The 25,405-nt window shown below is 69.4% G+C and carries 25 protein-coding genes; 13 read left to right on the top strand and 12 right to left on the bottom strand.

Annotated features, from left to right (window positions below):
- Positions 1-61: 61 nt before the first annotated feature.
- Complete coding sequence (locus ABIE67_RS31785; RefSeq protein WP_370264815.1) at positions 62-1,027, bottom strand: amidohydrolase family protein; 966 nt, start codon at positions 1,025-1,027, stop codon at positions 62-64.
- 35 nt (positions 1,028-1,062) lie between these two features.
- Positions 1,063-2,736: an FAD-dependent oxidoreductase gene (locus ABIE67_RS31790; RefSeq protein ID WP_370264816.1), complete on the bottom strand. Its 1,674-nt coding sequence runs from the start codon at positions 2,734-2,736 to the stop codon at positions 1,063-1,065.
- Positions 2,737-2,839: 103 nt separating this feature from the next.
- Between ABIE67_RS31790 and ABIE67_RS31795 the strand changes: the two genes are divergently transcribed.
- The 5 genes from ABIE67_RS31795 (at position 2,840) to ABIE67_RS31815 (ending at position 7,164) form a co-directional block, all read left to right on the top strand.
- Positions 2,840-4,108, top strand: a complete 1,269-nt coding sequence (locus tag ABIE67_RS31795) for a cytochrome P450 (RefSeq protein WP_370264817.1) — start codon at positions 2,840-2,842, stop codon at positions 4,106-4,108.
- 19 nt (positions 4,109-4,127) lie between these two features.
- Complete coding sequence (locus tag ABIE67_RS31800; RefSeq protein ID WP_370264818.1) at positions 4,128-4,433, top strand: antibiotic biosynthesis monooxygenase; 306 nt, start codon at positions 4,128-4,130, stop codon at positions 4,431-4,433.
- Positions 4,434-4,496: 63 nt separating this feature from the next.
- The gene (locus ABIE67_RS31805; protein ID WP_370264819.1) at positions 4,497-5,006 is read left to right on the top strand and encodes a MarR family winged helix-turn-helix transcriptional regulator; all 510 of its coding nucleotides are present in this window, start codon (positions 4,497-4,499) and stop codon (positions 5,004-5,006) included.
- 50 nt (positions 5,007-5,056) lie between these two features.
- Positions 5,057-5,389: a DUF3817 domain-containing protein gene (locus ABIE67_RS31810; RefSeq protein ID WP_370264820.1), complete on the top strand. Its 333-nt coding sequence runs from the start codon at positions 5,057-5,059 to the stop codon at positions 5,387-5,389.
- A 74-nt stretch (positions 5,390-5,463) separates the two neighbouring features.
- A complete protein-coding gene (locus ABIE67_RS31815) occupies positions 5,464-7,164 on the top strand; it encodes a methylmalonyl-CoA mutase (RefSeq protein WP_370264821.1) in 1,701 nt (566 codons plus the stop codon).
- A gap of 30 nt (positions 7,165-7,194) precedes the next feature.
- Here ABIE67_RS31815 and ABIE67_RS31820 read toward each other — a convergent pair whose 3' ends face one another.
- Entirely contained in the window at positions 7,195-7,830 is a 636-nt protein-coding gene (locus tag ABIE67_RS31820) for a TetR/AcrR family transcriptional regulator (RefSeq protein WP_370264823.1), read from the bottom strand.
- Positions 7,831-8,052: 222 nt separating this feature from the next.
- Between ABIE67_RS31820 and ABIE67_RS31825 the strand changes: the two genes are divergently transcribed.
- The 4 genes from ABIE67_RS31825 (at position 8,053) to ABIE67_RS31840 (ending at position 12,409) form a co-directional block, all read left to right on the top strand.
- Positions 8,053-9,027, top strand: coding sequence for a tetratricopeptide repeat protein (locus tag ABIE67_RS31825; RefSeq protein ID WP_370264824.1), 975 nt, complete (start codon positions 8,053-8,055; stop codon positions 9,025-9,027).
- A gap of 662 nt (positions 9,028-9,689) precedes the next feature.
- Positions 9,690-10,328 (top strand): DUF6230 family protein, encoded by a 639-nt coding sequence (locus tag ABIE67_RS31830; RefSeq protein WP_048582886.1) that lies wholly within the window; start codon positions 9,690-9,692, stop codon positions 10,326-10,328.
- A gap of 142 nt (positions 10,329-10,470) precedes the next feature.
- On the top strand, positions 10,471-11,052 hold the full coding sequence (locus ABIE67_RS31835; RefSeq protein WP_370264825.1) for a DUF6114 domain-containing protein: 582 nt from the start codon (positions 10,471-10,473) through the stop codon (positions 11,050-11,052).
- Positions 11,042-12,409: a hypothetical protein gene (locus tag ABIE67_RS31840; RefSeq protein ID WP_370264826.1), complete on the top strand. Its 1,368-nt coding sequence runs from the start codon at positions 11,042-11,044 to the stop codon at positions 12,407-12,409. The genes ABIE67_RS31835 and ABIE67_RS31840 overlap by 11 nt, the downstream gene beginning before the upstream one ends.
- Before the next feature lie 156 nt (positions 12,410-12,565).
- On the opposite strand, the gene pyk is transcribed toward ABIE67_RS31840, so the two are convergent.
- The 3 genes from pyk to pta all read right to left on the bottom strand — a co-directional run bounded on the left by pyk (position 12,566) and on the right by pta (position 17,425).
- Positions 12,566-13,996, bottom strand: a complete 1,431-nt coding sequence (gene pyk / locus ABIE67_RS31845) for a pyruvate kinase (RefSeq protein WP_048582882.1) — start codon at positions 13,994-13,996, stop codon at positions 12,566-12,568.
- Between the two features lie 82 nt (positions 13,997-14,078).
- Positions 14,079-15,326: an acetate kinase gene (locus ABIE67_RS31850; RefSeq protein ID WP_370264827.1), complete on the bottom strand. Its 1,248-nt coding sequence runs from the start codon at positions 15,324-15,326 to the stop codon at positions 14,079-14,081.
- A complete protein-coding gene (pta, locus tag ABIE67_RS31855) occupies positions 15,323-17,425 on the bottom strand; it encodes a phosphate acetyltransferase (RefSeq protein WP_370264828.1) in 2,103 nt (700 codons plus the stop codon). The genes ABIE67_RS31850 and pta overlap by 4 nt, the downstream gene beginning before the upstream one ends.
- Positions 17,426-17,618: 193 nt before the next feature.
- Here pta and ABIE67_RS31860 point away from each other — a divergent pair, with 193 nt between their 5' ends.
- Positions 17,619-18,644, top strand: a complete 1,026-nt coding sequence (locus tag ABIE67_RS31860) for an ATP-dependent 6-phosphofructokinase (RefSeq protein WP_370264829.1) — start codon at positions 17,619-17,621, stop codon at positions 18,642-18,644.
- 138 nt (positions 18,645-18,782) lie between these two features.
- Here ABIE67_RS31860 and ABIE67_RS31865 read toward each other — a convergent pair whose 3' ends face one another.
- Positions 18,783-19,013, bottom strand: a complete 231-nt coding sequence (locus ABIE67_RS31865) for a hypothetical protein (protein WP_370264830.1) — start codon at positions 19,011-19,013, stop codon at positions 18,783-18,785.
- Here ABIE67_RS31865 and ABIE67_RS31870 point away from each other — a divergent pair.
- Positions 19,012-19,593 carry a DUF3500 domain-containing protein gene (locus tag ABIE67_RS31870; RefSeq protein WP_370264831.1) on the top strand — a complete coding sequence of 194 codons (582 nt, stop codon included), beginning with the start codon at positions 19,012-19,014 and terminating at the stop codon, positions 19,591-19,593. The genes ABIE67_RS31865 and ABIE67_RS31870 overlap by 2 nt on opposite strands.
- A gap of 25 nt (positions 19,594-19,618) precedes the next feature.
- Positions 19,619-19,867: a DUF3500 domain-containing protein gene (locus tag ABIE67_RS31875; protein ID WP_370269134.1), complete on the top strand. Its 249-nt coding sequence runs from the start codon at positions 19,619-19,621 to the stop codon at positions 19,865-19,867.
- A gap of 13 nt (positions 19,868-19,880) precedes the next feature.
- On the opposite strand, the gene ABIE67_RS31880 is transcribed toward ABIE67_RS31875, so the two are convergent.
- Entirely contained in the window at positions 19,881-20,615 is a 735-nt protein-coding gene (locus ABIE67_RS31880) for a helix-turn-helix domain-containing protein (RefSeq protein ID WP_370264832.1), read from the bottom strand.
- 194 nt (positions 20,616-20,809) lie between these two features.
- On the opposite strand from ABIE67_RS31880, the gene ABIE67_RS31885 reads away from it, so the two are divergent.
- Positions 20,810-20,950 (top strand): hypothetical protein, encoded by a 141-nt coding sequence (locus ABIE67_RS31885; protein WP_370264833.1) that lies wholly within the window; start codon positions 20,810-20,812, stop codon positions 20,948-20,950.
- A 170-nt stretch (positions 20,951-21,120) separates the two neighbouring features.
- Here the strand turns inward: ABIE67_RS31885 and ABIE67_RS31890 are convergent, their stop codons facing one another.
- The 4 genes from ABIE67_RS31890 to ABIE67_RS31905 form a co-directional block, all read right to left on the bottom strand.
- The gene (locus ABIE67_RS31890; RefSeq protein ID WP_370264835.1) at positions 21,121-21,990 is read right to left on the bottom strand and encodes a carbohydrate ABC transporter permease; all 870 of its coding nucleotides are present in this window, start codon (positions 21,988-21,990) and stop codon (positions 21,121-21,123) included.
- Between the two features lie 6 nt (positions 21,991-21,996).
- Positions 21,997-22,887 (bottom strand): carbohydrate ABC transporter permease, encoded by an 891-nt coding sequence (locus ABIE67_RS31895; RefSeq protein WP_370264836.1) that lies wholly within the window; start codon positions 22,885-22,887, stop codon positions 21,997-21,999.
- Positions 22,884-24,293 carry an extracellular solute-binding protein gene (locus tag ABIE67_RS31900; protein ID WP_370264837.1) on the bottom strand — a complete coding sequence of 470 codons (1,410 nt, stop codon included), beginning with the start codon at positions 24,291-24,293 and terminating at the stop codon, positions 22,884-22,886. The genes ABIE67_RS31895 and ABIE67_RS31900 overlap by 4 nt, the downstream gene beginning before the upstream one ends.
- Before the next feature lie 224 nt (positions 24,294-24,517).
- Positions 24,518-25,228, bottom strand: a complete 711-nt coding sequence (locus tag ABIE67_RS31905; protein WP_370264838.1) for a response regulator — start codon at positions 25,226-25,228, stop codon at positions 24,518-24,520.
- Positions 25,229-25,405 lie beyond the last annotated feature (177 nt).

The raw sequence follows: 25,405 nt of genomic DNA on the forward strand, positions 1-25,405 counted from the left end.
CCCGCGCTTCCTCGGCGCGGGCGGCGGCCCTTGTCGTGCGAGTTCCGCGGTTGCGTGAGCGCTACGAACGCGCGAGCCCCGGCATCAGCCGCAGCGCGTTCTCCCGGTTGATGGCCTGCAGTTGCCGCTCCGAGAGGAAGGGGTCGCTGTCCAGCGCGGGTGTCACGCTGTCGACGATGACGTGCGCCGGGGTGGGCGGCCAGTCGGTGCCGAAGAGGATGCGGTCGGGGTCGACCGTGGCCAGCAGGGTCGGCGTGGCCGAGGGCGACATGGGGCCGGCGGTGTCGAAGTAGAACCGGTGGAGGTAGTCACGGACCCGGCCGGGCTCGATCGGGGGGTTGAGCCGCCCGCCGAAGAGGTCGAGCCGGGTGGCCATGTAGGGGAGGAAGCCCCCTCCGTGCGGCAGGATGAAGCTGAGGTTCGGATAGCGGTCCAGGGTGCCGTTCCTGATGAGGTTGATGGCCGCACGCGTGGTGTCCTGAAGGAAGTCGCACACGAACGGCGGCATCCCAGGCAGCCCCTCGGCGCCGTCCTTGCCGGCCGCCACCTCCATGGGGTGCGTGCTGATGACCGCCGACCGGTCGTTCAGCTCCCGCAGCAGACGGTCGTGCGACTCGTCACCGAGGAAGACACCGTTGACACTGGTCCGGGTGCTCACCCCGATCGCCCCGAGCTCGTCGAGACCGTGGCGCACGCTCCACGAGGAGAGCTCCAGGTCGTCGAGGAAGACCGGGGTGAAGAAGGCGAAGCGGGCGGGGTTGGCCTCGACGACGTCGGCCGCGGCCCGCAGGGCGACCCTGGCGCTCTCCTGGCGCTCGGCGCGCTCCCGCAGCCGGCCCAGCATCGCGACGGTCATGACGGAGGTGGCGATGCCCGTCTTGTCCATGACCTCCAGCGCCGCGTTCAGGTCCCAGCGGGTCCACCAGGGGAGCTTCTCGCGGCTGACGACGCCTCGGGACTCCGCCCAGTCCAGCCAGGCCGGGGCGGTGAAGTGGTGATGGACGTCGATGCGTCCGGCAAGGGTCATAACAACGTCCTCGTCGTGGGGTGTGGAGAGGGTGTTCAGTCGCGGCAGAGCACGCTCTGCAGCACGTTCGTCAGCACGCGATCGGCGTCCGGCATCGCGGCGTCCGCCCGCCAGGCGACGAATCCGTCCGGGCGTACGAGCAGGGCACCGTCCTCGGCCGTGCCGTGCAGCTCCGCCCAGTCGGCGTCCGTGTCGGGGGCGAGGTCGTGGTCGGGTCCCGTTCCCACGAGATACGCCTCGACCGGGACGCCCAGGTTCAAGGAGGCCTTCTCCACGGCGCTGCGCCACTTCTGCCCGCCGGACCCGGCGAGCAGCACGAAGGAACGCTCGTACAGGTCGAGCGTGGAGATCCTGCTGTCCCCTCGCATGACCCACATGTGGGGCGCACGGCTCCCCGGCTCACCCCCCAGCTGGAAGGTGTCGGGGACGATCGCCTGCTCCGCGCTGGCGCCCACCACGGCGTTCGACGCGTACCGGTAGCAGAGGGCGACGGTCATCAGGTCCGCCGGGTCGTTGTTGCGTCCGGCGGCGGGGCTGAACCCCGGGTGCTGTTCGTCGGCCGCCTGCACGCACGCGCGCGTGCCGGTCGCCAGGGCTACGGGCCGTCGTTCGAGCTCGTAGCTGTCGAGCAACGACGGACAGGCCCAGCCGTGCAGCACCGCGGCGAGCTTCCAGGCGAGGTTGTGGGCGTCCTGGATGCCGGTGTTGGAGCCGAACGCCCCGGTGGGCGGCATCTCGTGGGCCGAGTCGCCGGCCAGGAAGACGCGGCCGGCGCCGTAGCTGTCGGCGACCCGCTTCGAGGCGTGCCAGGGGGCCTTGCCGGTGATCTCGACGTCGATGTCCGGTGTGCCGACGGCGGCGCGGATGTGTGCCGCCAGCCGCTCGTCGGTGAAGTCCTCCAGCTCCTCGCCCCGGTCGGGGTACCAGGGAACGTGGATCACCCATCGCTCCTTGTTGTCCACCGGCAGCAAGGCGCCCTCGCCCTGCGGGTCGGTGACGTAACAGACGACGAATCGCCGGTCCCCGACGTGGTTCTTCAGGGTCTTGCTGCGGAACGTCACGCTGACGTTGTGGAACAGCTCTCCCGGCCCCGACTGGCCGATCCCCAGGTGGTTGCGGACGGGACTGCGGGGGCCGTCGGCGGCCACCAGGTACTCGGCGTCCACCGTGTGGGTCTCGCCTGATTCCCGGTTCCTGATCTGCGCCCGTACGCCGTCCGCGTGCTCCGTGAAGGAGAGCATCTCCGAGTTGAAGCGGACGTCGGCACCCTGCTCGCGGGCGTACTCCAACAGCACCGGTTCGAGGTCGTTCTGGCTGCACAGGCACCAGTCGGCGGAGCTCACCCGGGAGATGTCCATGCCTCCGGAGATGTCGCCGATGATCCAGCGGCGCTGCGTCCCGGTGAGTCTGTCCACCTGCAGAATGCCGTCGTTCCCGGCGAGAACGCGGGCCGCCTCCCGGATGCGTGACTCCAGTCCGGCGGTCCGGTAAATCTCCATGGTGCGCACGTTGTTGCCGCGGCCGCGCGGGTGCGTGGATGTCCCGGCATGCCGCTCCACGAGCATGTGCTCAATTCCGAGGCGCCCCAGGAAGACCGAAGTGGAAAGACCCACCAGGGAGCCGCCGACGATGAGAACTGGTACAGATTCCGCTTCGTGTCCGCTCACGTCGACGATGTTTACCAAGGAGGACTGCCACACACACGTCATCCGGCGAGCCGACCCATATGGACCAGCACCGTTTGCGACGCGGTGTCGCCCGGGAAACTGTGGCTCCGACCACGGAAATTCACGCCGAACCCGGGGACCAGTCATGACGCAAGCATTCGCATCCGAGGAATCCGAGGCACTCTCGCCCGAGGAGGCCGCGGCCGCGGCCTCGAACTGCACCCGGGAGTTTCGGGCCAACCCGCATCCCGTGTACGCCACGCTCAGGGAGAACGCGCCGGTCTGCCCGCTGTCGCCGCCGCACGGTGTCGAGACGTACCTCATCACGCGTTATGACGACGCCCGGGCCGCCCTGGCCGATCCGCGGCTGAGCAAGGACATGTACGGCGCCATCGACGCCTACCACCGAATCTTCGGCGACTCGTCGATCGCGCTGGACGACAACATGCTCTTCTCGGACCCCCCGAAGCACACCAGGCTCCGGAGAATCGTCGGCAGCACCTTCACTCCGAAAAGGGTGGAATCGCTGCGGACGCGCGTCCAGCAGATCACCGACGTACTGCTCGATGCCTGCCCGAAGTCGGGCGCGGTGAACCTGCTCCCGGAGTTCTGTTTCCCGCTGCCACTGCATGTGATCTGTGAACTCCTGGGCGTCCCGGAGAACGAGCGCAAGCAGGCTCAGGAATGGTCCGCCACCGTCGCGCAGACCGGTTTCGGGCCGGAGGCACGAAAGAAGCTGGAAATCGCCGAGGGAAATCTGCGCGACTATCTCGTCGACCTGTGCGCGCGAAAGCGGCAGGAACCCGACGGAGGTCTGCTCAGCGCCCTCGTCACGGCCCAGGACCAGGAAGGCGCGCTCACCGACCACGAACTCGTCTCGACGGCGTGGGTCCTCCTCTTCGCGGGCCACAAGTCGACGGCGTACCAGATCGGCAACGCCGTCTACCACTTGCTCAGCCGGCCGGACCAGAAGGAACTGGCGCTCCGGGACGCGAACTCCATGAACGCGGCCATCGAGGAGATCTTCCGGTTCGAGACCTCCGTGGAGAACTCCACCTTCCGCCACGCGAAGGAGGACATCGTGATCCGGGACACGCTCATCCCCAAGGGTGCGCTCGTCCAGATCTCGATCACCGGGGCCAACCGCGACCCGGAGATGTTCGCCGCGCCCGACGAGATGGACGTCCAGCGCCCGAACGTCCAGGCGACCCATCTCGCCTTCGGCTACGGCCCGCACTACTGCATCGGCGCGCCGCTCGCCCGGCTGGAGATGCAGCTCGCCCTCACCGCGCTCTTCGCCCGCTACCCGCGTATGACCCTGGCCGTGGCACCGGAGGAGGCGCGCTGGATGACCGTGCCGTTCCCCGCCTTCCGCGGGCTGGCGGAACTCCCGGTCGTCCTCGACCCGTCCTGACGGGAGCACCGTGCAACCCATGGAACGTGTGCGCGTCATGCGACTGCTCCACGTGCGGGAGGGACGCGAGACCGACTTCGTGGACTCCTACCAGTCCGTACTGAAACGCGCCGAGCGCTTCCCCGGACACCTCGGCGAACAGCTGTGCCGCTCCCTGGACGATCCCGCCCGGTGGCTGCTCACCAGCGAGTGGGAGAGCCTGGAGTCAGTCCAGCGGTGGCGGACCGACCCCGATCACCAGGCCCTGGTCGGACCGATGAACGCCTGCCTGCACGACGACCGGTCGACGTCCGTCTTCCGGATCAGGGACCTGGTGGCCGAGTAGGCGGCCCGACCGAAAGGCGAGACAGGGCTGACCGGCATGTGACCGGCCGGTAAGGTCGGTCGCGTGCCGAAGCCGCTCAGTCTTCCCTTCGATCCCATCGCGCGCGCCGACGAACTCTGGAAGCAGCGCTGGGGAAACGTGCCGTCCATGGCCGCCATCACCTCGATCATGCGCGCACAGCAGATCCTGCTCGCCGAGGTCGACTCCGTGGTCAAGCCGTACGGGCTGACGTTCGCGCGGTACGAGGCGCTGGTGCTGCTCAACTTCTCCAAGGCCGGCGAGCTGCCGATGTCCAAGATCGGCGAGCGGCTCATGGTGCATCCCACGTCCGTGACGAACACCGTCGACCGGCTGGTCAGGTCCGGCCTGGTCGCCAAGCGGCCCAACCCCAACGACGGGCGCGGCACGCTCGCCTCCATCACCGGGAAGGGCCGGGAGGTCGTCGAGGCGGCCACCCGCGACCTGATGGCCATGGACTTCGGACTCGGGGTGTACGACGCCGAGGAGTGCGCGGAGATCTTCGCGATGCTGCGGCCCCTGCGAGTGGCGGCACACGACTTCGAAGAGAGCTGACCCGGGGCCCGGGGCAAGATCTACCGGAACGGGTGGTTACGCTCGTACGCATGAAGAAGAGCGTCCTGACCCGCTACCGGGTGATGGCCTACGTCACCGCCGTCATGCTGCTCGTGCTGTGCACCTGCATGGTGTTCAAGTACGGCTTCGACAAGGGCGAGGACGTCACCTTCGCCGTCTCCCAGGTCCACGGTTTCCTCTACATCATCTACCTGGTCTTCGCCTTCGACCTCGGCTCCAAGGCCAAGTGGTCGTTCGGCAAGCTGCTGTGGGTGCTGCTCTCCGGGACGATTCCCTTCGCCGCCTTCTTCGTCGAGCGCAAGGTCACCGCCGAGGTCGAACCGCTGGTCAACGGGCCGGCGCCGGCCGTCGCCAACGCCTGACGCAACCGCCGTACCGACGCGTACGGCGGTTCTCCCATCGACATTTACTAGGACGTCCTAGTAAATTCAAAGGTATGGACGCTGACGCCATCGAGGAGGGCCGCCGTCGCTGGCAGGCCCGGTACGACGCCGCGCGCAAGCGCACGGCGGATTTCACCACGCTCTCCGGGGATCCCGTGGAGCCGGTGTACGGGCCCCTGCCGGGAGACAGGTACGAGGGCTTCGAGCGGATCGGGTGGCCCGGGGAGTACCCCTTCACGCGCGGGCTGTATCCGACCGGCTACCGGGGGCGGACGTGGACCATCCGGCAGTTCGCCGGGTTCGGGAACGCCGAGCAGACCAACGAGCGCTACAAGATGATCCTCCGCAACGGCGGCGGCGGACTCTCGGTCGCCTTCGACATGCCGACGCTCATGGGCCGCGACTCCGACGACTCCCGCTCGCTGGGCGAGGTCGGGCACTGCGGTGTCGCCATCGACTCGGCCGCCGACATGGAGGTCCTGTTCCAGGACATCCCGCTGGGCGACGTGACGACGTCCATGACCATCAGCGGTCCCGCCGTCCCCGTCTTCTGCATGTACCTGGTGGCGGCGGAGCGCCAGGGCGTCGACCCGGGCGTGCTCAACGGCACCCTCCAGACCGACATCTTCAAGGAGTACATCGCCCAGAAGGAGTGGCTCTTCCAGCCCGAGCCGCACCTGCGCCTCATCGGCGACCTCATGGAGTACTGCGCGGCCGGCATCCCCGCCTACAAGCCGCTGTCCGTCTCCGGCTACCACATCCGCGAGGCCGGGGCGACGGCCGCGCAGGAGCTGGCGTACACCCTCGCCGACGGCTTCGGGTACGTCGAGCTGGGCCTGTCGCGCGGGCTGGACGTGGACGTGTTCGCCCCCGGCCTGTCCTTCTTCTTCGACGCGCACGTCGATTTCTTCGAGGAGATCGCCAAGTTCCGGGCCGCCCGCCGGATCTGGGCGCGCTGGATGCGGGACGTGTACGGCGCGCAGACCGACAAGGCCCAGTGGCTGCGCTTCCACACCCAGACCGCCGGTGTCTCGCTGACCGCGCAGCAGCCGTACAACAACGTCGTCCGTACGGCCGTGGAGGCGCTCGCGGCCGTCCTCGGCGGGACCAACTCGCTGCACACCAACGCCCTCGACGAGACCCTCGCTCTCCCCTCCGAGCAGGCCGCCGAGATCGCCCTGCGCACCCAGCAGGTCCTCATGGAGGAGACCGGCGTCGCCAACGTGGCCGATCCGCTGGGCGGTGCCTGGTACGTCGAGCAGCTGACCGACCGGATCGAGGCGGACGCCGAGAAGATCTTCGAGCAGATAAAGGAACGGGGCCTGCGGGCACACCCGGACGGGCAGCACCCGATCGGGCCGATCACCTCCGGCATCCTGCGCGGGATCGAGGACGGCTGGTTCACCGGGGAGATCGCGGAGTCGGCGTTCCGGTACCAGCAGTCGCTGGAGAAGGGTGACAAGCGGGTCGTGGGCGTCAACGCCCACACCGGTTCCGTCACCGGCGACCTGGAGATCCTGCGGGTGAGCCACGAGGTGGAGCGCGAGCAGGTACGGGTGCTCTCCGAGCGCCGCACGGCGCGGGACGAGTCGGCGGTCCGGACGGCCCTCGACGCGATGCTGTCCGCCGCCCGGACCGGCGCCAACATGATCGAGCCGATGCTGGATGCGGTCCGCGCCGAGGCGACCCTCGGTGAGATCTGCGGGGTGCTGCGGGACGAGTGGGGGGTGTACACGGAGCCGGCGGGCTTCTGAGGTCCCTTCCTCTCGGGCCTCTCGGGCCTCTCAGGGATCGACAGGGTGCGCGGCCGCACCACTCAGGCCCAGCAGCAGTACCTGGGTGAAGCCGCGTACCCACTCCTCGTCCGCCGGGCGGCCGCTGACCAGCGTGCGGTGCACCACCGCGCCGGCGACGACGTCGAAGATGAGGTCGACCGTGCGGGCGGCGTCCGCGGGGCCGGACTCGGGGGGCAGCTCGCCACGTGCCTGGGCGCGGGTGCGGCCCTGGAGGACCAGGCGTTTCTGGCGCTCGACGATCGACTCACGGATGCGTTCCCGCAGCGCCTCGTCCCGCGTCGACTCCGCCACCGCCGCCATCAGGCCGCTCCTGGCCTCGGGGCGGTCCAGGATCGTCGCGAACTGCAGGACCACACCCTCGATGTCGGCGGCCAGGGAGCCCCGGTCGGGGAGTTCCAGTTCGTCGAAGAGCTCCGCCACCGCGTCGACGACCAGCTCGTTCTTGCCAGGCCACCGGCGATAAATGGTCGTTTTCGCAACCCCCGCGCGCGCGGCCACGTCTCCCAGGGTGAGCTTGGACCAGCCCAGTTCGACCAGAGCCTCCCGCGTCGCCGCCAGGATCGCCGTGGCCGCGGCCGCGCTGCGCGGGCGGCCGGGGCGGGTGGCGGGGGTGCGGCTCTGCATGCCCCGACCATATCGCCGTGATATCGGGGGATTGTGTGAGGTCGTGAGGGAGATCACCGGGGGGTGGTGTCCGAGAGGCACTCGATGCCATTACGCTACGACTCGTAGCGAAAGCGACGACCACTGACGTGGGGTGGGGACCCGGCGTCGAAATCATGGCCGGGCGAGCCCGGCTTTCACACCGCTTTTCACAGTGCGCGCCGGACGGGGGAGGATAGACGCATGCAGCCACGGAACATGTCCATGAGCGGAGTCGTCGACCTCGCCGCGGTGAAGGCGGCCCAGGAGGCCAAGGCGAAGGCGGAGCAGGCGCGTGCAGAGGCCGCCCGGCAGGGCGGGGGAGGGGCCGTGTCGCCCGCCGACCTCGTCATCGATGTCGATGAGGCGGGGTTCGAGCGGGACGTCCTCCAGCGGTCCGCCGAGGTGCCCGTCGTCATCGACTTCTGGGCCGAGTGGTGCCAGCCCTGCAAGCAGCTGAGCCCGGTGCTGGAGCGCCTCGCCGTCGAGTACGACGGGCGGTTCCTCCTCGCCAGGATCGACGTCGACGCCAACCAGATGCTGATGCAGCAGTTCGGCGTGCAGGGGATCCCCGCTGTCTTCGCCGTCGTCGCCGGTCAGGCGCTGCCGCTCTTCCAGGGGGCGGCCGGTGAGGCGCAGATCCGCGAGACGCTGGACCAGCTCGTCACCGTAGCCGAGCAGCGGTTCGGTCTCACCGGCCTCACCGTCGACCCCGACGCCGAGCCCGGCGGCGCCCAGACCGCTCCCGCCGAGCCGGTCGGCCCGTACGACGCGTTGCTCGAAGCCGCCGTGCAGGCCCTGGACGCGGGGGACTTGGCCGGTGCCGTCCAGGCGTACAAGAACGTGCTGGCCGAGGACCCGGCGAACATGGAGGCCACACTCGGGCTCGCCCAGGCCGAGTTGCTCCAGCGGGTGCAGGGGGTCGACCCGCAGCAGGTGCGCAAGGACGCCGCCGACAAGCCGGCCGACGCGCAGGCACAGATCGCCGCCGCCGACCTGGACCTGGTGGGCGGACATGTCGAGGACGCCTTCGGACGGCTCATCGACACCGTGCAGCGCACGGTGGGTGACGACCGGGATGCCGTAAGGGTTCGCTTGCTGGAGCTGTTCGAGGTCGTCGGCGCCGAGGATCCGCGGGTGGCGGCGGCGCGCCGGGCGTTGGCGCGTGCGCTGTTCTGACCGGGGCTTCGGGCGGGGCGGCGGCCCCGTTCTGACCAGTCACTAAACGCATCGGCACGTGTTGCCGGAGTGAAAGATTTGCTGACAGAGCATCAATGCGGCCGCGCTTTACCAAATCTTGGTAATCGCGGCCGCAGTTACTGCGGGTAAGTCGCAGGCGTCGTTCTGTCGGATTCTGTCCGGTGATTACTGGACTTGTCCGGCCACTGGGCACCACCCTGCGTCGCTGTCCGAGACCGGCGGGTCGTTGTTCGGTTATCCGGCCGTTACTACCGAGTAACGAAGCCCCTTGTGCGGGCGGCGAGAATGCACCACGATCGGCCACGCTCGGTCCATTCCCGTACCCCGACAGCCGGTTGGGTCGCGGGAGTTCCTGGGTCCCCACCGAGCAGAGCCGGCGGCAGTGGCGCCGGTTCTTGGGCAGGGGGGTCTTCGTCCATCCGGCGAAGCCTGTCCAGCAAGGTTGTGCGTGATGCGTGTCAGGCGCGACCAGTGGTTGTCGCTCGGGGGTGATCGCCGGTTGTTCGGGCGCGGTACGCGCCACCGAGCGCGGGCGCTCTCCTTCCCGAGGACGTAGCACTTCTCCCATCCCTGCCCGGTTGAGCCGTCGAGCTGACGGTGGCATCCAGGGCCAGGAGATGTACGTCCGAGAAGGAGGAAATATGGAGTCCCAGGTGCGTGGCGGGACCAGATGGAAGCGGTTCGCTGTGGTCATGGTGCCCAGCGTCGCCGCCACGGCTGCGATAGGTGTCGCCCTCGCGCAGGGCGCTCTCGCCGCGTCGTTCAGTGTTTCCGGCCAGTCGTTCAAGGTCACGACCGACAAGCTGGTCGGTACGGGTTTCTCGCAGTACGGCGCTCTTGACGAGGGCTACACGCTCTCCGGCAAGAAGACGGTTCACCCCGTCGCCGTCTCGGGCTTCAAGTCCGCGACGATCAACAGCCTGTGCCAGTCCGTGGTCACCCCCGACGTCCCGATCCTCGGGAGCGTCAGCCTGATCCTGCGGGCGGGCGAAGACCCGAACAAGCCGGTCGAGGCCAAGAACCTGTACATCGACGTCGCCGACCTGCAGGCCGACGCGACGTTCGAGAACATCGACATCGGTGTGGCCGCCAAGGACGCCAGCAAGGGTCCGGGCATGAAGGGCGGCGGCGAGCAGGCCAACCCCTTCGGGTTCGCCCAGCAGGCCGATAAGGCCACGCTGGTCGGCGTGAAGCAGACGGCGTGGGCGACCACCGCCGGAACCTTCAAGCTCAGCGGTCTGAAGATGTCGCTGTCGACGGGTGTCAAGGAGTGCTACTAAGCACTCTCTGACGGGCGGGGGAGCCGATGGCGCCCCCGCCCGTCCACTCTCCGCCCGCTTTCTTCACATGTGGTCACAGGCACCACAACCCACCACCACCGCACCACCATCACAGCAACGCCGTACCAGGGAGCTGTTTTCGATGAGCGCCGAGACTCCTGCCGCGCCCGGTCATGACGAGCACTACCTCCGGGTCTTTCGGCGGAACTTCCGCGCCTGGCGGGGCACGAGGCCGTTCTGGGCCGGTCTGTTCGTCATGTTCGGCGGACTCCCGATCGCCTACTTCCCGTACGCGAACCTCCAGATCGGTCACCTGACGCTGGCGATGCAGACCGCGGGGGGCTCCAGCTCCCTGATCATCGGTGTGCTGCTCGTCGTCCTGGGCTTCACTCTGTGGTTCCAGAAGCACGTCCGCACCTTCGCGGGTGTCGCGGCGATCCTGCTGGCGCTCGTCTCCATCCCGCTGTCCAACCTCGGTGGCTTCCTCATCGGCTTCCTCTTCGCCCTCATCGGCGGGGCGATGGCCGTGTCATGGGTGCCGGGCGCGCCGCCCGAGCCGGAGTCGCAGCTGGAGATGACCGGAACCGGTGGCGCTCCTGAGGGCGCGGACCCCGACACCACGGTCCTCAAGCCCGTCCAGGACGCGGACGCGTGGGGCACGTCGAACGATCTGTCAGGAACGAGCCCGGCGAACGGGGCGAACGGGAGGCACAGTGCCGGCTGACGAGGTGACCCACGGGACTGAGGTGGACAAGTCCCGTGTGAGAACCGGGCCGCGACACGCGGCACCCAAGAAGCCGCTGTTCACCAGGTTCCACATGCCGGCCGGCAAGGCGATAGCCCTGGCGGCGATGCCCACCGCCGTCCTCATGGGAATGGGGTTCACGCCCACACTCGCGCAGGCCGACAGCGACAACGCCACCAAGCCGACGTCCAACAGCCTCACGGCGGACGAGTACAAGGAGTGCGTGGCGGCTCTGGAGGACGGCGCCTCCGCGTCCCCGTCCCCGAGCGCCAGTGAGTCCACGGACCAGGACGAGACGGCCGAGCCGACCCCGTCGGCGTCCGCGGGCGAGGACTCCTCCGACTCCTCGGGTTCTTCGGACTCTTCGGGTACCGGCGGTTCCTCGGACTCCGCGGGCGACTCCTCCTCGTCGGATTCAGGTTCCGACGACGCGGCCGAGCCCACGCCGACGCCTTCCCCGAGCAAGTCGGGCGAGGCCCAGTCCGGCGACACCGCCACGGCGTCCCCCTCGCCGTCCGAGAGCGGCGGCAACCTGCTGGAGAACATCGGCAACGCCATCGAGGACGTCTTCACGGGCGGCAACGCCTCCGAGGAGACCGCGAGCCCGACGCCGACGCCCTCCGCGAGCGCGAGCGAGGAGGCGTCCGACGGCTCCTCCGACTCCGGTACGGACACCTCCGAGTCCTCCGACCCCGTCAAGGACACCGCCGAGAAGGTCACCGACACGGTGAAGGACACCGTCGAGGGCGCCACCGGCAAGGCGTCCGACACGGTGAAGGACACCACCGAGGCGGCCCAGGAGGCGGCCGAGGAGGCCACCGCCACGCCGAGCCCCTCCGCGAGCTCCACCACGGACCCGGAGAACTGCCCGGCCGCCACGGACGAGGAGGGCGGCGTCGACAACCCCGTGCCGCTGCCCGACGACCCGTGGTACCTGAACGCCAGCTCGCTGCTGCTGAAGGGCGCCGACTACCAGGGCATCGTCGAAGTGAAGACGGCCAACGGCACCACGAAGAAGGTGCTGAAGTACGTCATCTCCGACGGCACCGACATCGGCGACCTGCACCAGACGGTGAAGGACGAACAGTCCGGCAAGACCTACCACGTGCAGGCGGCCGCGGGCTCGACGTCCACGATCCGCGACGGCAAGACAGTGATGTACACGGAGAGCATCTCCGGGAACCTGCTCGGCCTGATCCCGGTCACGTTCGACCCGGAGCACCCGCCGCCGCTGAACATCCCGCTGATCTACTTCACCAAGGTGAAGGTCACCCAGGCCGGCCAGTTCGGCGGCACCCTGCACGTGCCCGGCCTGCACAACTTCGTCACCGACTGAGCCGGGACGTCTCCGGGACGTCTCCGGGACGTCCCCGGGGCGTCCCGACCGGACGCCCGCACAAGCCCGTTCGGGAGCCGCGAAAAACTGAGGGCGCCCCCTGGAACCAGGGGGCGCCCTCAGCGCCGTACAGGAGCCTTGCGGCGGCTCGTGCGGTCAGTCCCGCGCGCCGCCGCCGAGGTGGTGGACGCGGACCATGTTGGTGGTGCCGGGGACGCCGGGCGGGGAGCCGGCGGTGATGACCACGATGTCGCCCTCGTTGAAGAGACCGAGCTTGACGATCTCCTGGTCCACCAGGTCGACCATCTCGTCGGTGCTGTTGACGAACGGCACGACGTGCGGCTCCACGCCCCAGCTGAGCGTCATCTGGTTGCGGGTGGACTCGTCCGTGGTGAACGCGATGATCTGCTGGGCGGCGCGATAGCGGCTCAGCCGGCGGGCGGTGTCACCGGACTGGGTGAAGGCCACCAGGCCCTTGCCGCCGAGGAAGTCGGCGATCTCGCAGGCGGCACGGGCCACCGAACCACCCTGCGTACGGGGCTTCTTGCCGGGGACCAGCGGCTGCAGGCCCTTGCTCAGCAGTTCCTGCTCGGCCGCGGCGACGATCTTCGACATCGTCCGGACGGTCTCGATCGGGTACGCGCCCACGCTCGACTCGGCGGAGAGCATGACCGCGTCGGCGCCGTCCAGGATCGCGTTGGCCACGTCGGAGGCCTCGGCGCGGGTCGGACGCGAGTTGGTGATCATCGACTCCATCATCTGGGTCGCCACGATCACCGGCTTGGCGTTACGGCGGCACAGCTCGATGAGCCGCTTCTGCACCATCGGGACCTTCTCGAGCGGGTATTCGACGGCGAGGTCACCACGGGCGACCATCACGGCGTCGAACGCCATCACGACGTCCTCCATGTTCGCCACCGCCTGCGGCTTCTCCACCTTGGCGATGACGGGGACGCGGCGGCCCTCCTCATCCATCACCTTGTGGACGTCCTGCACGTCGTGGGCGTCCCGGACGAAGGACAGCGCGACCATGTCGCAGCCCATGCGCAGCGCGAAGCGGAGGTCCTCGACGTCCTTCTCGGACAGCGCCGGCACGTTCACAGCCGCGCCGGGCAGGTTGATGCCCTTGTGGTCGGAGACGACACCGCCCTCGATGACGATCGTCTTCACCCGGGGGCCCTCGACGTCCAGGACCTTCAGCTCGACGTTGCCGTCGTTGATGAGGATCTGGTCGCCGCGCGAGACGTCGCCCGGCAGGCCCTTGTAGGTGGTCCCGCAGATCTGCTTGTCACCCGGGACGTCCTCGGTCGTGATGACGAACTCGTCACCGCGCTCCAGCTCCACCGGGCCCTCGGCGAAGGTCTCCAGGCGGATCTTGGGGCCCTGGAGGTCGGCGAGCACACCGATGGCCCGCCCGGTCTCCTTGGCGGCGGCCCGCAGGCGCTCGTACCGCCCCTGGTGGTCTTCGTGGGTGCCGTGGCTGAAGTTGAAGCGGGCCACATTCATGCCGGCCTCGATCAGCGAGACGAGTTGCTCATGGGAGTCGACCGCGGGGCCGAGAGTACAAACGATTTTCGAACGGCGCATGGGACGATCCTATCGGTTTGTTTCGCTACGGAATATTCCGTCTGGCGGAAGATACAAATGAGCTGCGCTTTGCTCAGCCGTGTTACTCGCCCGTTTTGGTGGCCACGCGGCGGAGCCGCATATCGATACCGCCGACCAGTGCGTAGGTCTGCGTCGCGATCTCCAGTTCTTCATCCGTCGGAACCACGGCGACCGCGACCCGCGTGCCCGCCGGCGAGATCAGCCGCGGCCCGGCGGCGCGTACGGCGTTCAGTTCGGCGTCCACCGCGAGGCCCAGCTGTTCCAGGCCCGCCACGGCGGCTTCCCGCACCGGCGCCGCGTTCTCGCCGACCCCGGCCGTGAAAGCGATCGCGTCCACCCTGCCGAGCACCGCGTAATAGGCGCCGATGTACTTCTTCAGTCGGTGAATGTAGATGTCGAAGGCCAATTGGGCCCGCTCGTCACCCTCGTCGACCCGCCGGCGGATCTCCCGCATGTCGTTGTCGCCGCACAGGCCGATCAATCCGCTCTTCTTGTTGAGAAGAGTGTCGATTTCCTCGATGGACATTTCGCCAACACGCGCCAAATGGAAGATGACGGCGGGATCGGTGTCACCGGAGCGCGTACCCATCACGAGCCCCTCCAAAGGCGTCAGCCCCATGGAGGTGTCCACGCAGCGACCGCCCCGTACGGCCGACGCGGACGCCCCGTTGCCCAGGTGCAGCACGATGACGTTCACGTCCTCGGGCGCCTTGCCCAGCAGCTTCGCGGTGGCCCGGGAGACGTAAGCGTGCGAGGTGCCGTGGAAGCCGTACCGGCGGATCCGGTGCGCGTCGGCGGTCTCGACGTCGATGGCGTAGCGGGCGGCCGACTCCGGCATCGTCGTGTGGAACGCGGTGTCGAAGACGGCGACCTGGGGCAGGTCCGGGCGCAGCGCCCGGGCCGTGCGGATGCCGGTGAGGTTCGCCGGGTTGTGCAGCGGGGCCACCGGGATCAGCCGCTCGATCTCGGCGAGTACGGCGTCGTCGATGACGGTCGGCTCGGTGAACCGCTTGCCGCCGTGCACCACCCGGTGGCCGATCGCGGCCAGCTCGGGCGAGTCCAGACCGAGGCCGTCCTTGGCGAGCTCCGTCGACACGGCCTTCAGGGCGGCCTCGTGGTCGGCGATGGGCCCGGTCCACTCGCGGCTCTCGCCGCCGCCCGCCAGCGGGGTGTGCCTGAGCCGGGAGGTCTCCTCGCCGATGCGCTCGACGAGGCCCATGGCCAGCCGGCTGCTGTCGCGCATGTCGAGCAGCTGGTACTTCACCGACGAGGAGCCGGAGTTGAGGACGAGGACGCGGGACGAGCTCACTGGGCGGTGGCCTTCTCGTTGGGGGACAGGGCGGGGGACTGGGCCTGGATCGCCGTGATGGCGACGGTGTTGACGATGTCCTGGACGAGCGCGCCCCGGGACAGGTCGTTGACCGGCTTGCGCAGACCCTGCAGCACCGGGCCGACGGCGATGGCGCCCGCGGAGCGCTGCACGGCCTTGTAGGTGTTGTTGCCGGTGTTGAGGTCCGGGAAGATCAGCACGCTGGCCTGGCCGGCGACATCGGACTCCGGGAGCTTGGTCGCCGCGACCGACGGCTCGACGGCCGCGTCGTACTGGATCGGCCCTTCGGTCTTCAGGTCGGGCCGCCGCTCGCGCACCAGCTCGGTCGCCTCGCGCACCTTGTCGACGTCGGCGCCCGAACCGGACGTACCCGTCGAGTACGACAGCATCGCGATCCTCGCCTCCACGCCGAACTGCTCGGCGGTGGCCGCCGACTGGATGGCGATGTCGGCCAGCTGCACGGCGTTCGGGTCGGGGTTCACGGCGCAGTCGCCGTAGACGAGGACCTTGTCGGCGAGGCACATGAAGAAGACCGAGGAGACGATGTCGGCGTCCGGCTTGGTCTTGATGATCTCGAAGGCGGGCCGGATGGTCGCGGCCGTCGAGTGGACCGAACCCGACACCATGCCGTCCGCGAGGCCCTCCTGCACCATCAGCGTGCCGAAGTAGTTCACGTCCGAGACGACGTCGTACGCCAGCTCCACCGTGACCCCCTTGTGGGCCCGGAGCCGGGCGTACTTCTCGGCGAACGTGTCACGCAGTTCGCTGGTCGCGGGGTCGATGAGCTGACAGTCGCCCAGGTCGATCCCGAGGTCTGCGGCCTGCTTGCGGATCCGGTCGACCGGGCCCAGGAGCGTGAGGTCGCAGACGTTGCGGCGCAGCAGCACCTCGGCGGCGTGCAGCACGCGCGGCTCGGTGCCCTCGGGCAGCACGATGCGGCGCATGTTCGAGCGGGCCCGCTCCAGCAGCTTGTGCTCGAACATCATCGGCGTGACCCGGTCGCTGCTCGGTGCCGAGAGCCGCTTCAGCAGGTCGCCGGTGTCGACGTACCGCTCGAACAGGCCGAGGGCGGTCTCCGCCTTGCGCGGGGTGACCGCGCTCAACTTCCCCTCCAGGGAGAAGAGTTGCTCGGCGGTGGGGAAGCTGTAGCCCGGCACCGAGAGCACCGGGGTGCCCGGCGCGAGGCGGGCGGCGAGGGTGAGGACCTCGTCGCCGGGGTGCTCGTCCAGGGTGAGCAGCACGCCCGCGATCGGCGGGGTGCCGGCGCTGTGCGCGGCCAGCGAGCCGACGACCAGGTCGGCGCGGTCGCCCGGGGTGACGACCAGGCAGCCCGGGGTCAGGGCGGTCAGGAAGTTCGGCAGCATCGCGCCGCCGAAGACGAAGCCGAGGGCGTCGCGCGCGAGCCCCGAGTCGTCGCCGAGCAGGACCTTCGCGTCCAGGGACTGGGCGATCTGCGAGACGGTCGGCGCGGCCAGCGCGGGCTCGTCCGGGACGACGTGACAGGGCACCGGCAGCCGCGACGAAAGCCGCTCGGCGATCTCGTCCCGGTCGTCCCGGGCGACCCGGTTGGTGATCATGGCGAGCACGTCACAGCCCAGGTTCTCGTACGCCCGGTACGCGTTGCGCGTCTCGGCGAGCACCGACTCGGCGGCCTGCCCCCGCCCGCCCACGACGGGTATCACGCTCGCGCCGAACTCGTTGGCGAGCCGGGCGTTGAGGGACAGCTCGTCCGGGAGCTGGGTGTCGGCGTAGTCGGTGCCGAGGACGAGCACGAACTCGTAGTCGCGGGCGACGGCGTGGAACCGGTCGACGAGCGTGGACACCAGCTCGTCCGTCCCCCGCTCGGCCTGGAGGGCGGACGCCTCGTGGTAGTCCATGCCGTAGACGGTCGCCGGGTCCTGGGAGAGGCGATAACGGGAGCGCAGCAACTCGAACAGGCGGTCGGGGACGTGGTGGACCAGCGGCCGGAACACCCCCACCCGGTCGACCTGCCGGGTCAGGAGTTCCATCACTCCGAGTTCGACTACCTGGCGGCCGTCGCCGCGGTCGATACCGGTCACGTACACGCTGCGCGTCACGCGTGCTCTCCGTTTCGTCTGGCGTCCGTCGTTGGGGGTCGCAAAATCGCCCAGTGAGGTGAGCGAAACCCTCTTGACAATACCCTTGGCGGTGGATAAGGCGCCCGTCAGTACGGGAGCGACATCGCCCTCGGGGACGTGAAACAATCGGATTGGCTCACCGGTATCAACAGCGAGCAGGAGACACAGCACGATGCGTATCGGAGTTCTCACCGCAGGCGGCGACTGCCCGGGCCTGAACGCCGTGATCCGGTCGGTCGTGCACCGCGCCGTCGCGCAGTACGGCGACGAGGTGATCGGTTTCGAGGACGGCTACTCCGGCCTGCTGGACGGCCACTACCGCAGTCTGGACCTGGAGGCGGTCAGCGGCATCCTGGCCCGCGGCGGCACGATCCTGGGCTCGTCCCGGCTGGAGCGCGACCGGCTGCGCGAGGCGTGCCAGAACGCCGCCGACATCGCACGCGACTTCGGCATCGACGCGCTGATCCCGATCGGCGGCGAGGGCACCCTGACGGCGGCCCGCATGCTGTCGGACGCCGGCCTGCCGGTGGTGGGGGTCCCGAAGACCATCGACAACGACATCTCCTCGACGGACCGGACGTTCGGCTTCGACACGGCGGTCGGCGTCGCCACCGAGGCCATGGACCGACTGAAGACCACGGCCGAGTCGCACCAGCGCGTGATGGTCGTGGAGGTCATGGGCCGCCACGCGGGCTGGATCGCCCTGGAGTCCGGCATGGCCGCCGGCGCGCACGGCATCTGCCTGCCCGAGCGCCCCTTCGACCCCGCCGACCTGGTGAAGATGGTCGAGGAGCGCTTCGCGCGCGGCAAGAAGTTCGCGGTGATCTGCGTCGCCGAGGGCGCCCACCCCGCCGAGGGCAGCATGGACTACGGCAAGGGCGCGATCGACCAGTACGGCCACGAGCGCTTCCAGGGCATCGGCACGGCCCTCGCCTTCGAACTGGAGCGCCGCCTCGGCAAGGAGGCCAAGCCGGTCATCCTCGGCCACGTCCAGCGCGGCGGCGTACCCACCGCGTACGACCGTGTCCTCGCCACCCGCTTCGGCTGGCACGCGGTGGAGGCCGCGCACCGGGGCGACTTCGGCAGGATGACCGGGCTGCGCGGGACCGACATCGTGATGGTGCCGCTGGCGGAGGCCGTGACCGAGCTGAAGACGGTGCCGAAGGACCGGATGGACGAGGCGGAGTCGGTGTTCTAGGGGGACTTGAAACATCCCCTAGGCCCGGTTCCACCGGCCGTTCCACGGTCCGGCGATCCACCGGTTCGATTCACAGGTTTGCCCCAGAGGTGCTTCAGGTCGGCCATGGACGGTGGTGTCCATGCACGGACCCGGACATCACCACAGACCACGCACCGCCGAGGCGGAGCGCACCCGGCGCTGGTTCATGAACAGGTCGCTGCTGCTCGGCGGTGCCGCCGCGGTGGCGACCATGACCGGCGCGGCCTTGACGAGCGCGTCCGTGGAGACGCCGGTGGAGTGGACGGCGTACAGGTCGTCCTGGACCTGGCCGTTCGTGGTGACGCCCACGAAGTCGGCGTACTTGACCTCGGAGGCGCCCGGGCCCATGCCCCCGCCGCCGGGCATTCCGGAGGGGGCGCCCGAGGGTGCGGCGCCGGCCGGCGAGGCGGCCGAGCCGGAGGAGTCTGGGGAGGCGCTGGAGCAGCCGGCCGCGCAGGCCTTCCTGGACGGCCTCTCCGCCAAGGAGAAGCGGTCCGCGCAGTACGACGTCCAGGACGACGAGTGGCCGGCGTGGAGCAACGTCGACGGCTACGAGCGCAAGGGCGTCCGCATGGGTGACCCCACCGACGAGCGGCGCGACCTCGGCTTCGCGCTGCTCGGCGCGGCCCTGTCCGCCGACGGGCTCACCCGGTCCCGCACCATCATGAAGCTGAACGCGTACCTGGGCGAGTACAGCGGCGGCGGCCGCGAGACCCTCACCGAGGGCCACCACCTGGCGATCAACTACTTCGTCCTGGGCGACCAGGTCGTCATGACGCCGACGTTCATGGGCTCGGAGCCGACGTCGGCGACGTACCAGGGCGAGAGGATCTCGCCGCCGCCGAGTTCACCGGGATGCAGCGGGCGGCGCTGCTGGATCTGGTCCGGGTGTACGTCGGCAACATGGCCGACGCGCACGCCGAGGTGAAGATGACGCCACGTACTTCCACTGGATCGGCGAGACGAAGGACAGCTCCGCGTTCTACTACCGGGTGCACAGCCCGGTGGTGCTGATCGAGTACGACGCCCAGTCGCCGTTGGCGTACGGCAACAAGTCCAGCGACGGCGGGGGCGGGGGCGGGGGTATGGGCGGCCCGGGTGGCACCCCGACCCAGCAGCACATCCACACGATCATCCGGACGCCGAACGGCAACGACTACGGGATCGACCTGCTGAAGCTGCACCTGGAGAACGACCACTGAAGCGTCGGCCGGTTCAGGCGGTGGCACCCCCGACCGTCGCCCAGAAGTGGTCCACGATCCGGTCCAGGAACGCGCGGCCGGCCGCGCTGGACTCACTGCCCCCGCCGCCCCAGCTGAGCGTGGCGGTCATCTGCCCCTGGTAGTTCTGGTGCAGCTCCTGAAGGGCGTCCTCCAGGAGACGCCGGTCCAGGGGCACCATCTTGCCGACCGGGCGTACGTACGCCTGCCAGCGCGTCGTCACGGCACTGCGCAGCAGCTCGGCGAGCTTGGTGTCACGGCCGGTGACGGTGATGAAGTCCGGGACCGTCAGGCCGAGGATGTCGGCGAGGGCGGCGGACTGGCGGTCGGTGCCCTCCCAGTCGTCGTTCTCCTCCATGCGGAGGTATGCCACGAGTTCGTGCCCGACGGTGCGTGCCACGTCCTCGGGCGCGAGGCCCCGGGCGATGCGGTGCTCGCGCAGCGTCCGCGGCTTGCCGAGCAGCTCACTGGGCGAGCACCACAGCACGCCCGCGAGGGCGGTGAGCTCGCTGCTGTCGGGGGCGGCGATCTCGCGTTCCCAGGCGACGACGAGGTCCTGGGTGACGTAGGGCAGGCCGTACGAGGCGCGCATGCCGTAGGCGACGTGCTCGGGCCCCATGTTGAGGGCGGCGCGGAGTCTGCGGGCGGCGGGGGCGTTGAAGGGGGGCGTGGGTGGGGTTCGGCGGCTGGAGCGGTTGGGCTGGTTCGGTTGGGCTTGGGGTCGGCGCACCGGCACAACGTAGGACGGACCGGGTGGCTTGACTACGGTCTGTTCGGCCAGGATTACGGATTGTATGAAACTACGGCTACTGACGGGTTCGTCGACGGGGGAGATCGTTTGCGGGGTGGGCGGGGTGCCGGTTCGGGTGCCGTCGGAAGGGGGCTGAGCCGGGGGCGGAGGGTGGTGACGGTCGGTGACCCTCGGTGAACGGCAAGGTCAGGGGGCATATTCGCGAGCGCTTTCTGTCGCCGATCTTCTGGCGGCTCGCGGTGCCGGGCGCGGAGGGGGTGGAGCGGGGGTCGGTCGTGCGGGCGGGTGTCGAAAACGAGTACGTCAACGGATGACGGGTCGGCGGATCGGACGAGGGAGGTGCGGCGCGGCTCAATCCCGACGCTGCGGCCGATGCGCGATGCGCGGTGCGCGGCACGCGGTGCGGGGTGCGGGGTGCGCGGCACGCGGTGCGCAGGACGACGCGATGCGACCCGGACCCGGCCCACCCGGACCCACCCCGCCGTCACCCCTTGACCGCCCCGCCCAAGGCGAACCCCCCGCCCAGCCGCCGAGCCACCAGCACATAGAGCAGGATCACCGGCGTCGAGTAAATGATCGAAAATGCTGCCAGCTGCCCGTACACGACAGTCCCCCGATTTCCGAAGAACTCGTTGATGCTCACGGCGGCCGGCATCTGATCCGGCGTGAGCAGCAGCATGAAAGGAACGAAGAAGTTCCCCCACATCATCACGAACGAGAACACCGTCACCACCGCCACCCCCGGCCCCATCAGCGGCAGCACCACCCGCAGCAGCGACTGGAGCGACGACGCCCCGTCCGTCCAGGCGGCCTCCTCCAGCTCCTTCGGGACCCCGTCCATGAAGTTCTTCATCAGCCAGATGGCGAACGGCAGTTGGGAGGCGGCGAAGAAGAAGATCGTCCCCTCCATGGTGTCGATCAGGTTCACCTGCACGAAGAGGGCGTACACCGGGACCATGATCGCCGTGATCGGCAGGCTCGTCGCGAAAAGGATCGTGAGCAGGAACGGGCGGTTGAAGCGCGACCGGAACCGCGAGAGCGGGTAGGCGGCGAGCGCCGCGCACGCGACCGTCAGCGCCGTGCCGCCCCCGCACAGCAGCAGGCTGTTGAGCAGCGGGGTGAAGGTGATCTCCGGGGTCAGGACCGCGTCGAAGTTGCCCAGGGTGACGCCGTCCGGCAGCTTCACCTGGAGGTTCGCGTCGGTGTCCAGCGAGGACAGGATGACCCAGGCCAGCGGGAGCACGAACGCCGCGGCCACCACCAGGAGTCCGGCGTCGGCGGCCAGGCGGTGGGTGGTGCGCCGGGACGAGAGAGTACGGGCGGCGGTACGGGCATTGCGGGCGGTACGGGCCATACGGCGTCAGACCTCCGTTCGCAGCAGACGCAGGTAGACCACCGAGAACAGCGAGCCCACCACCAGCAGCAGGAGGGCGACCGCCGTGCCGTAACCGATCATGCTCTTCTGGAACGCCTCCTCGTACATGAACAGCGGCAGCGTCTGGCTCTTGCCGCCCGGGCCGCCCCTCGTCATCACCCAGATCAGGCCGAAGACGGACAGGGTCTGGAGGGTGATGAGCATGAGGTTGGTGCCGATGGAGCGGCGGATCATCGGGAGGGTGATGTGCCACATACGGCGCCAGCCGCCGGCGCCGTCGACCTCCGCCGCCTCGGTGATCTCCTTGGGGATCTCGCCCAGCGCCGCCGAGTAGACCAGCATCGAGAAGGCGGTGCCCCGCCAGACGTTCGCGAACGACACCGCCAGGATCGGGAGGGTGAACAGCCAGTTCTGGGTGGGGAGATGGAGCCAGCCCAGGATGGCGTTCAGGGTGCCTTCGCGGCGGAAGAAGGCGTAGAGGAGGAAGCCGGCGACGACCTCCGGCAGGACCCATGCCGTGATGACGATCGCGCCGACCAGGGTGCGGACCGGCTTCGACGCGCGCTGCATCAGCGCGGCCAGGGCCAGGCCCAGGGTGTTCTGGCCGAGCAGGGCGGAGATGACGGTGAAGACGAGGGTGAGCCAGACGGCGTTGCGGAACGCCTCGTCGTCGAAGGCCGTACGGAAGTTGTCGAGACCGACGAACGAATCCTTGGCCTGGCCGGTGAGCTGGAGGTCGGTGAAGGCGATGTAGGCGCAGTAGGCGATCGGGCCGGCGAGGAAGAGGACCAGGAGGACGACGGCGGGGGTGACCGGGAGGGCGCGGGTGAGGGCGCGGGTGAGGGTGCGGAGAGGAGGGAGGGAGTGGCCCCTCACTTCTCGATCACCTGGTCGTCCGCCGCCGTCCTCAGTTCCTCGTCGTAGCCCTTGGCCGCCTCCTCGACCGACATGTCGCCCGTCGTCACGCCCTCCATCGCCTCCTGGACGGCGGTGGAGACCTTCGGGTACGCCGGGTAGGCGGGGCGGTAGTGCGTGTTGGCGACCAGGTCCGTGAAGAACTTGATGCCGGGCTGGGCCTCGATGTACGCGGGGTCGGCGGCCACGTCCTCGCGGACCGCGATGCCGGAGTTGGCGACGTACCACTTCTGGGCGTTCGCCTTCGTCTGCATCGTCTTGATGAACTCGAAGGCGAGGTCGGGGTTGCCCGCCTTGGCCGGGATGGACCAGGTCCAGCCGCCGGACATGCTCACCTTGCCGGGGGCCTGGCCGTTCTGGGTGGGCATGGCGGCGAGGCCGAGTTCGTCGGACCACTCCGGCCACTCGTGGCCGCTGCCCGGGAGCCAGTCCTGGGGGAGCCAGGAGCCGTCGAGGGCGATGGCGAGCTTGCCCTGTGGGAGCCACTCGCCGCGGACTCGGGTCATGACGTTGGGGTCGAGGGCGTCGGAGACGTCCGGGCCGAGCTTCTCCTGGTAGACGGTCTCGACGAAGGACAGGGAGTCCTTGAAGCCCTGGCTGCCGGCGATCCACTTCTTGGCGGACCTGTCGTAGAGCGGGTCCGACGTGCCGTCGCTCGTACCCGTGCCGTAGAGCAGCATCTCGAACGTCTGCATAGTGGCGGCCTCGCCGACGGGCTTGCCCGTGTAGACGTTGAGGGGGATGACGTCGGGCGCCTTCTGCTTGATGGTGCGGGCGGCGTCCAGGACGTCGTCCCAGGTCCTCGGCTGCCAGTCGGCGGGCAGACCGGCCTTCTTGAAGATGTCCTTGCTGAACCACAGGCCCCGGGTGTCGGTGCCGTCCGGGACGCCGTACGTCTTGCCGTCCTCGCCCTTGGCCGCCGACTTCGCCGTGTCGATGAACTGTCCCCAGTCCTTCCACTTGGCGAGGTAGGGGTCGAGGGGCTTCAAGTACCCGCTGGTGATGTCCGAGTTGATGAGGAAGGTGTCCTCGTAGACCAGGTCGGGGGCGGTCTTGGGGGAGCGGAGCATCTGCTGGAGCTTGGTGTAGTACTCCGAGTCCGGGGCCTTGATGGGCACGAATTCGACCTTCTTGCCGGGGTTCGCCTTCTCGAACTGCTTCTTGATGTCCGCGAGGTAGGTGTCCATCACCTTGATGGAGTTGTCCGTGGACTGCTTGAAGGAGACCTTGACGGTGTCCGGGTCACTGCCGGAACCGCCGCCGCAGGCGGTGAGCGTTCCTGCGGCGGCGAGGGTGAGGGCGAGGAGTGGGGGGAGGGCGGGGCGTGCGGGACGGGCGGGGCGAGCGGCGGTGGGGCGCACGGGCATGACCTCCTGCGGGCGCACTTCGTTGTGGCGCGGGGATGGCTGCCCGGTGAACGTAGGTCGAGTGGTCTAGTCAGGTCAATGTGTGTGCGGGGGATTGATGTTGGCGGGTTCGGCGGGGATTCGGCGGGGGTGGCGGTTCACTTTGCGGACGGCGCCGGGGAGTTGAGGAGCGCCGGGCCGCGGCCCACGGGCCGCACGGGCCCGTTTCCTCGACGAGCCCGCCGTTACCGTCCCGCGCCCGCCCCGGCCCCCGGAACCCATCGGTACACCAGCTCCGGTCTTCCCACCTGCCCGTACACCGGCTTCCGCTCAGCCCTCCCCGCCTCCACCAGGTGCTCCAGATACCGCCGAGCCGTGATCCGGGAGATGCCCACGGTCTCGGCGACGCCCGCCGCCGTGAGCCCCTCCCCGGCCTCCCGCACAGCCCCGGTCACCCGCTCCAACGTCGGCCCGCTCAACCCCTTCGGCAGTGCAGCCGGCCCCGGCGCCCGCAGCGCCGCCAGCGCCCGGTCCACCTCGTCCTGCCCGCTGGCCTCTCCCACGGCCGCGTGGAACTCGGCGTACCGGACCAGCCGGTCCCGGAGGGTCGCGAACGTGAAGGGCTTCAGTACGTACTGCACGACCCCCAGCGACACCCCTTCCCGCACCACGGCCAGGTCCCGGGCCGACGTCACCGCGATCACGTCCGCGTGATGCCCGGCCGCCCGCAGTGACCGGGCCAGTTGCAGCCCGTGCACATCCGGCAGGTGCAGGTCCAGCAACAGCAGATCCACCGGCGTCCGCTCCAGCGCGCGGCGCGCCTCCGCCCCCGTATGGGCCTTGCCGACCGCGACGAATCCCGGCACCCGGCCGACGTACATCATGTGCGCGTCCGCCGCCACCGGATCGTCCTCCACGACCAGCACGCGAATCGCCTTCTCCGCCGCCGCCGTCATACGTCACCTCTCGAAACCACCGCGCCCTCGGCAGCGGTCCCCTCCGCCGGGGCGGGGCCTTCGGCCGGGACGGGATCTTCGGCTGGGGCGGAATCTTCGGCCGGGGTGGGGTCTTCGGCCGAGCCCGGGCCTTCTGTCGAGCCGGGGTCTTCGGCCGAGCCCGGGCCTTCCGCCGGG

The sequence above is a fragment of the Streptomyces sp. V4I8 genome (assembly GCF_041261225.1).
Taxonomy (GTDB): Bacteria; Actinomycetota; Actinomycetes; order Streptomycetales; family Streptomycetaceae; genus Streptomyces.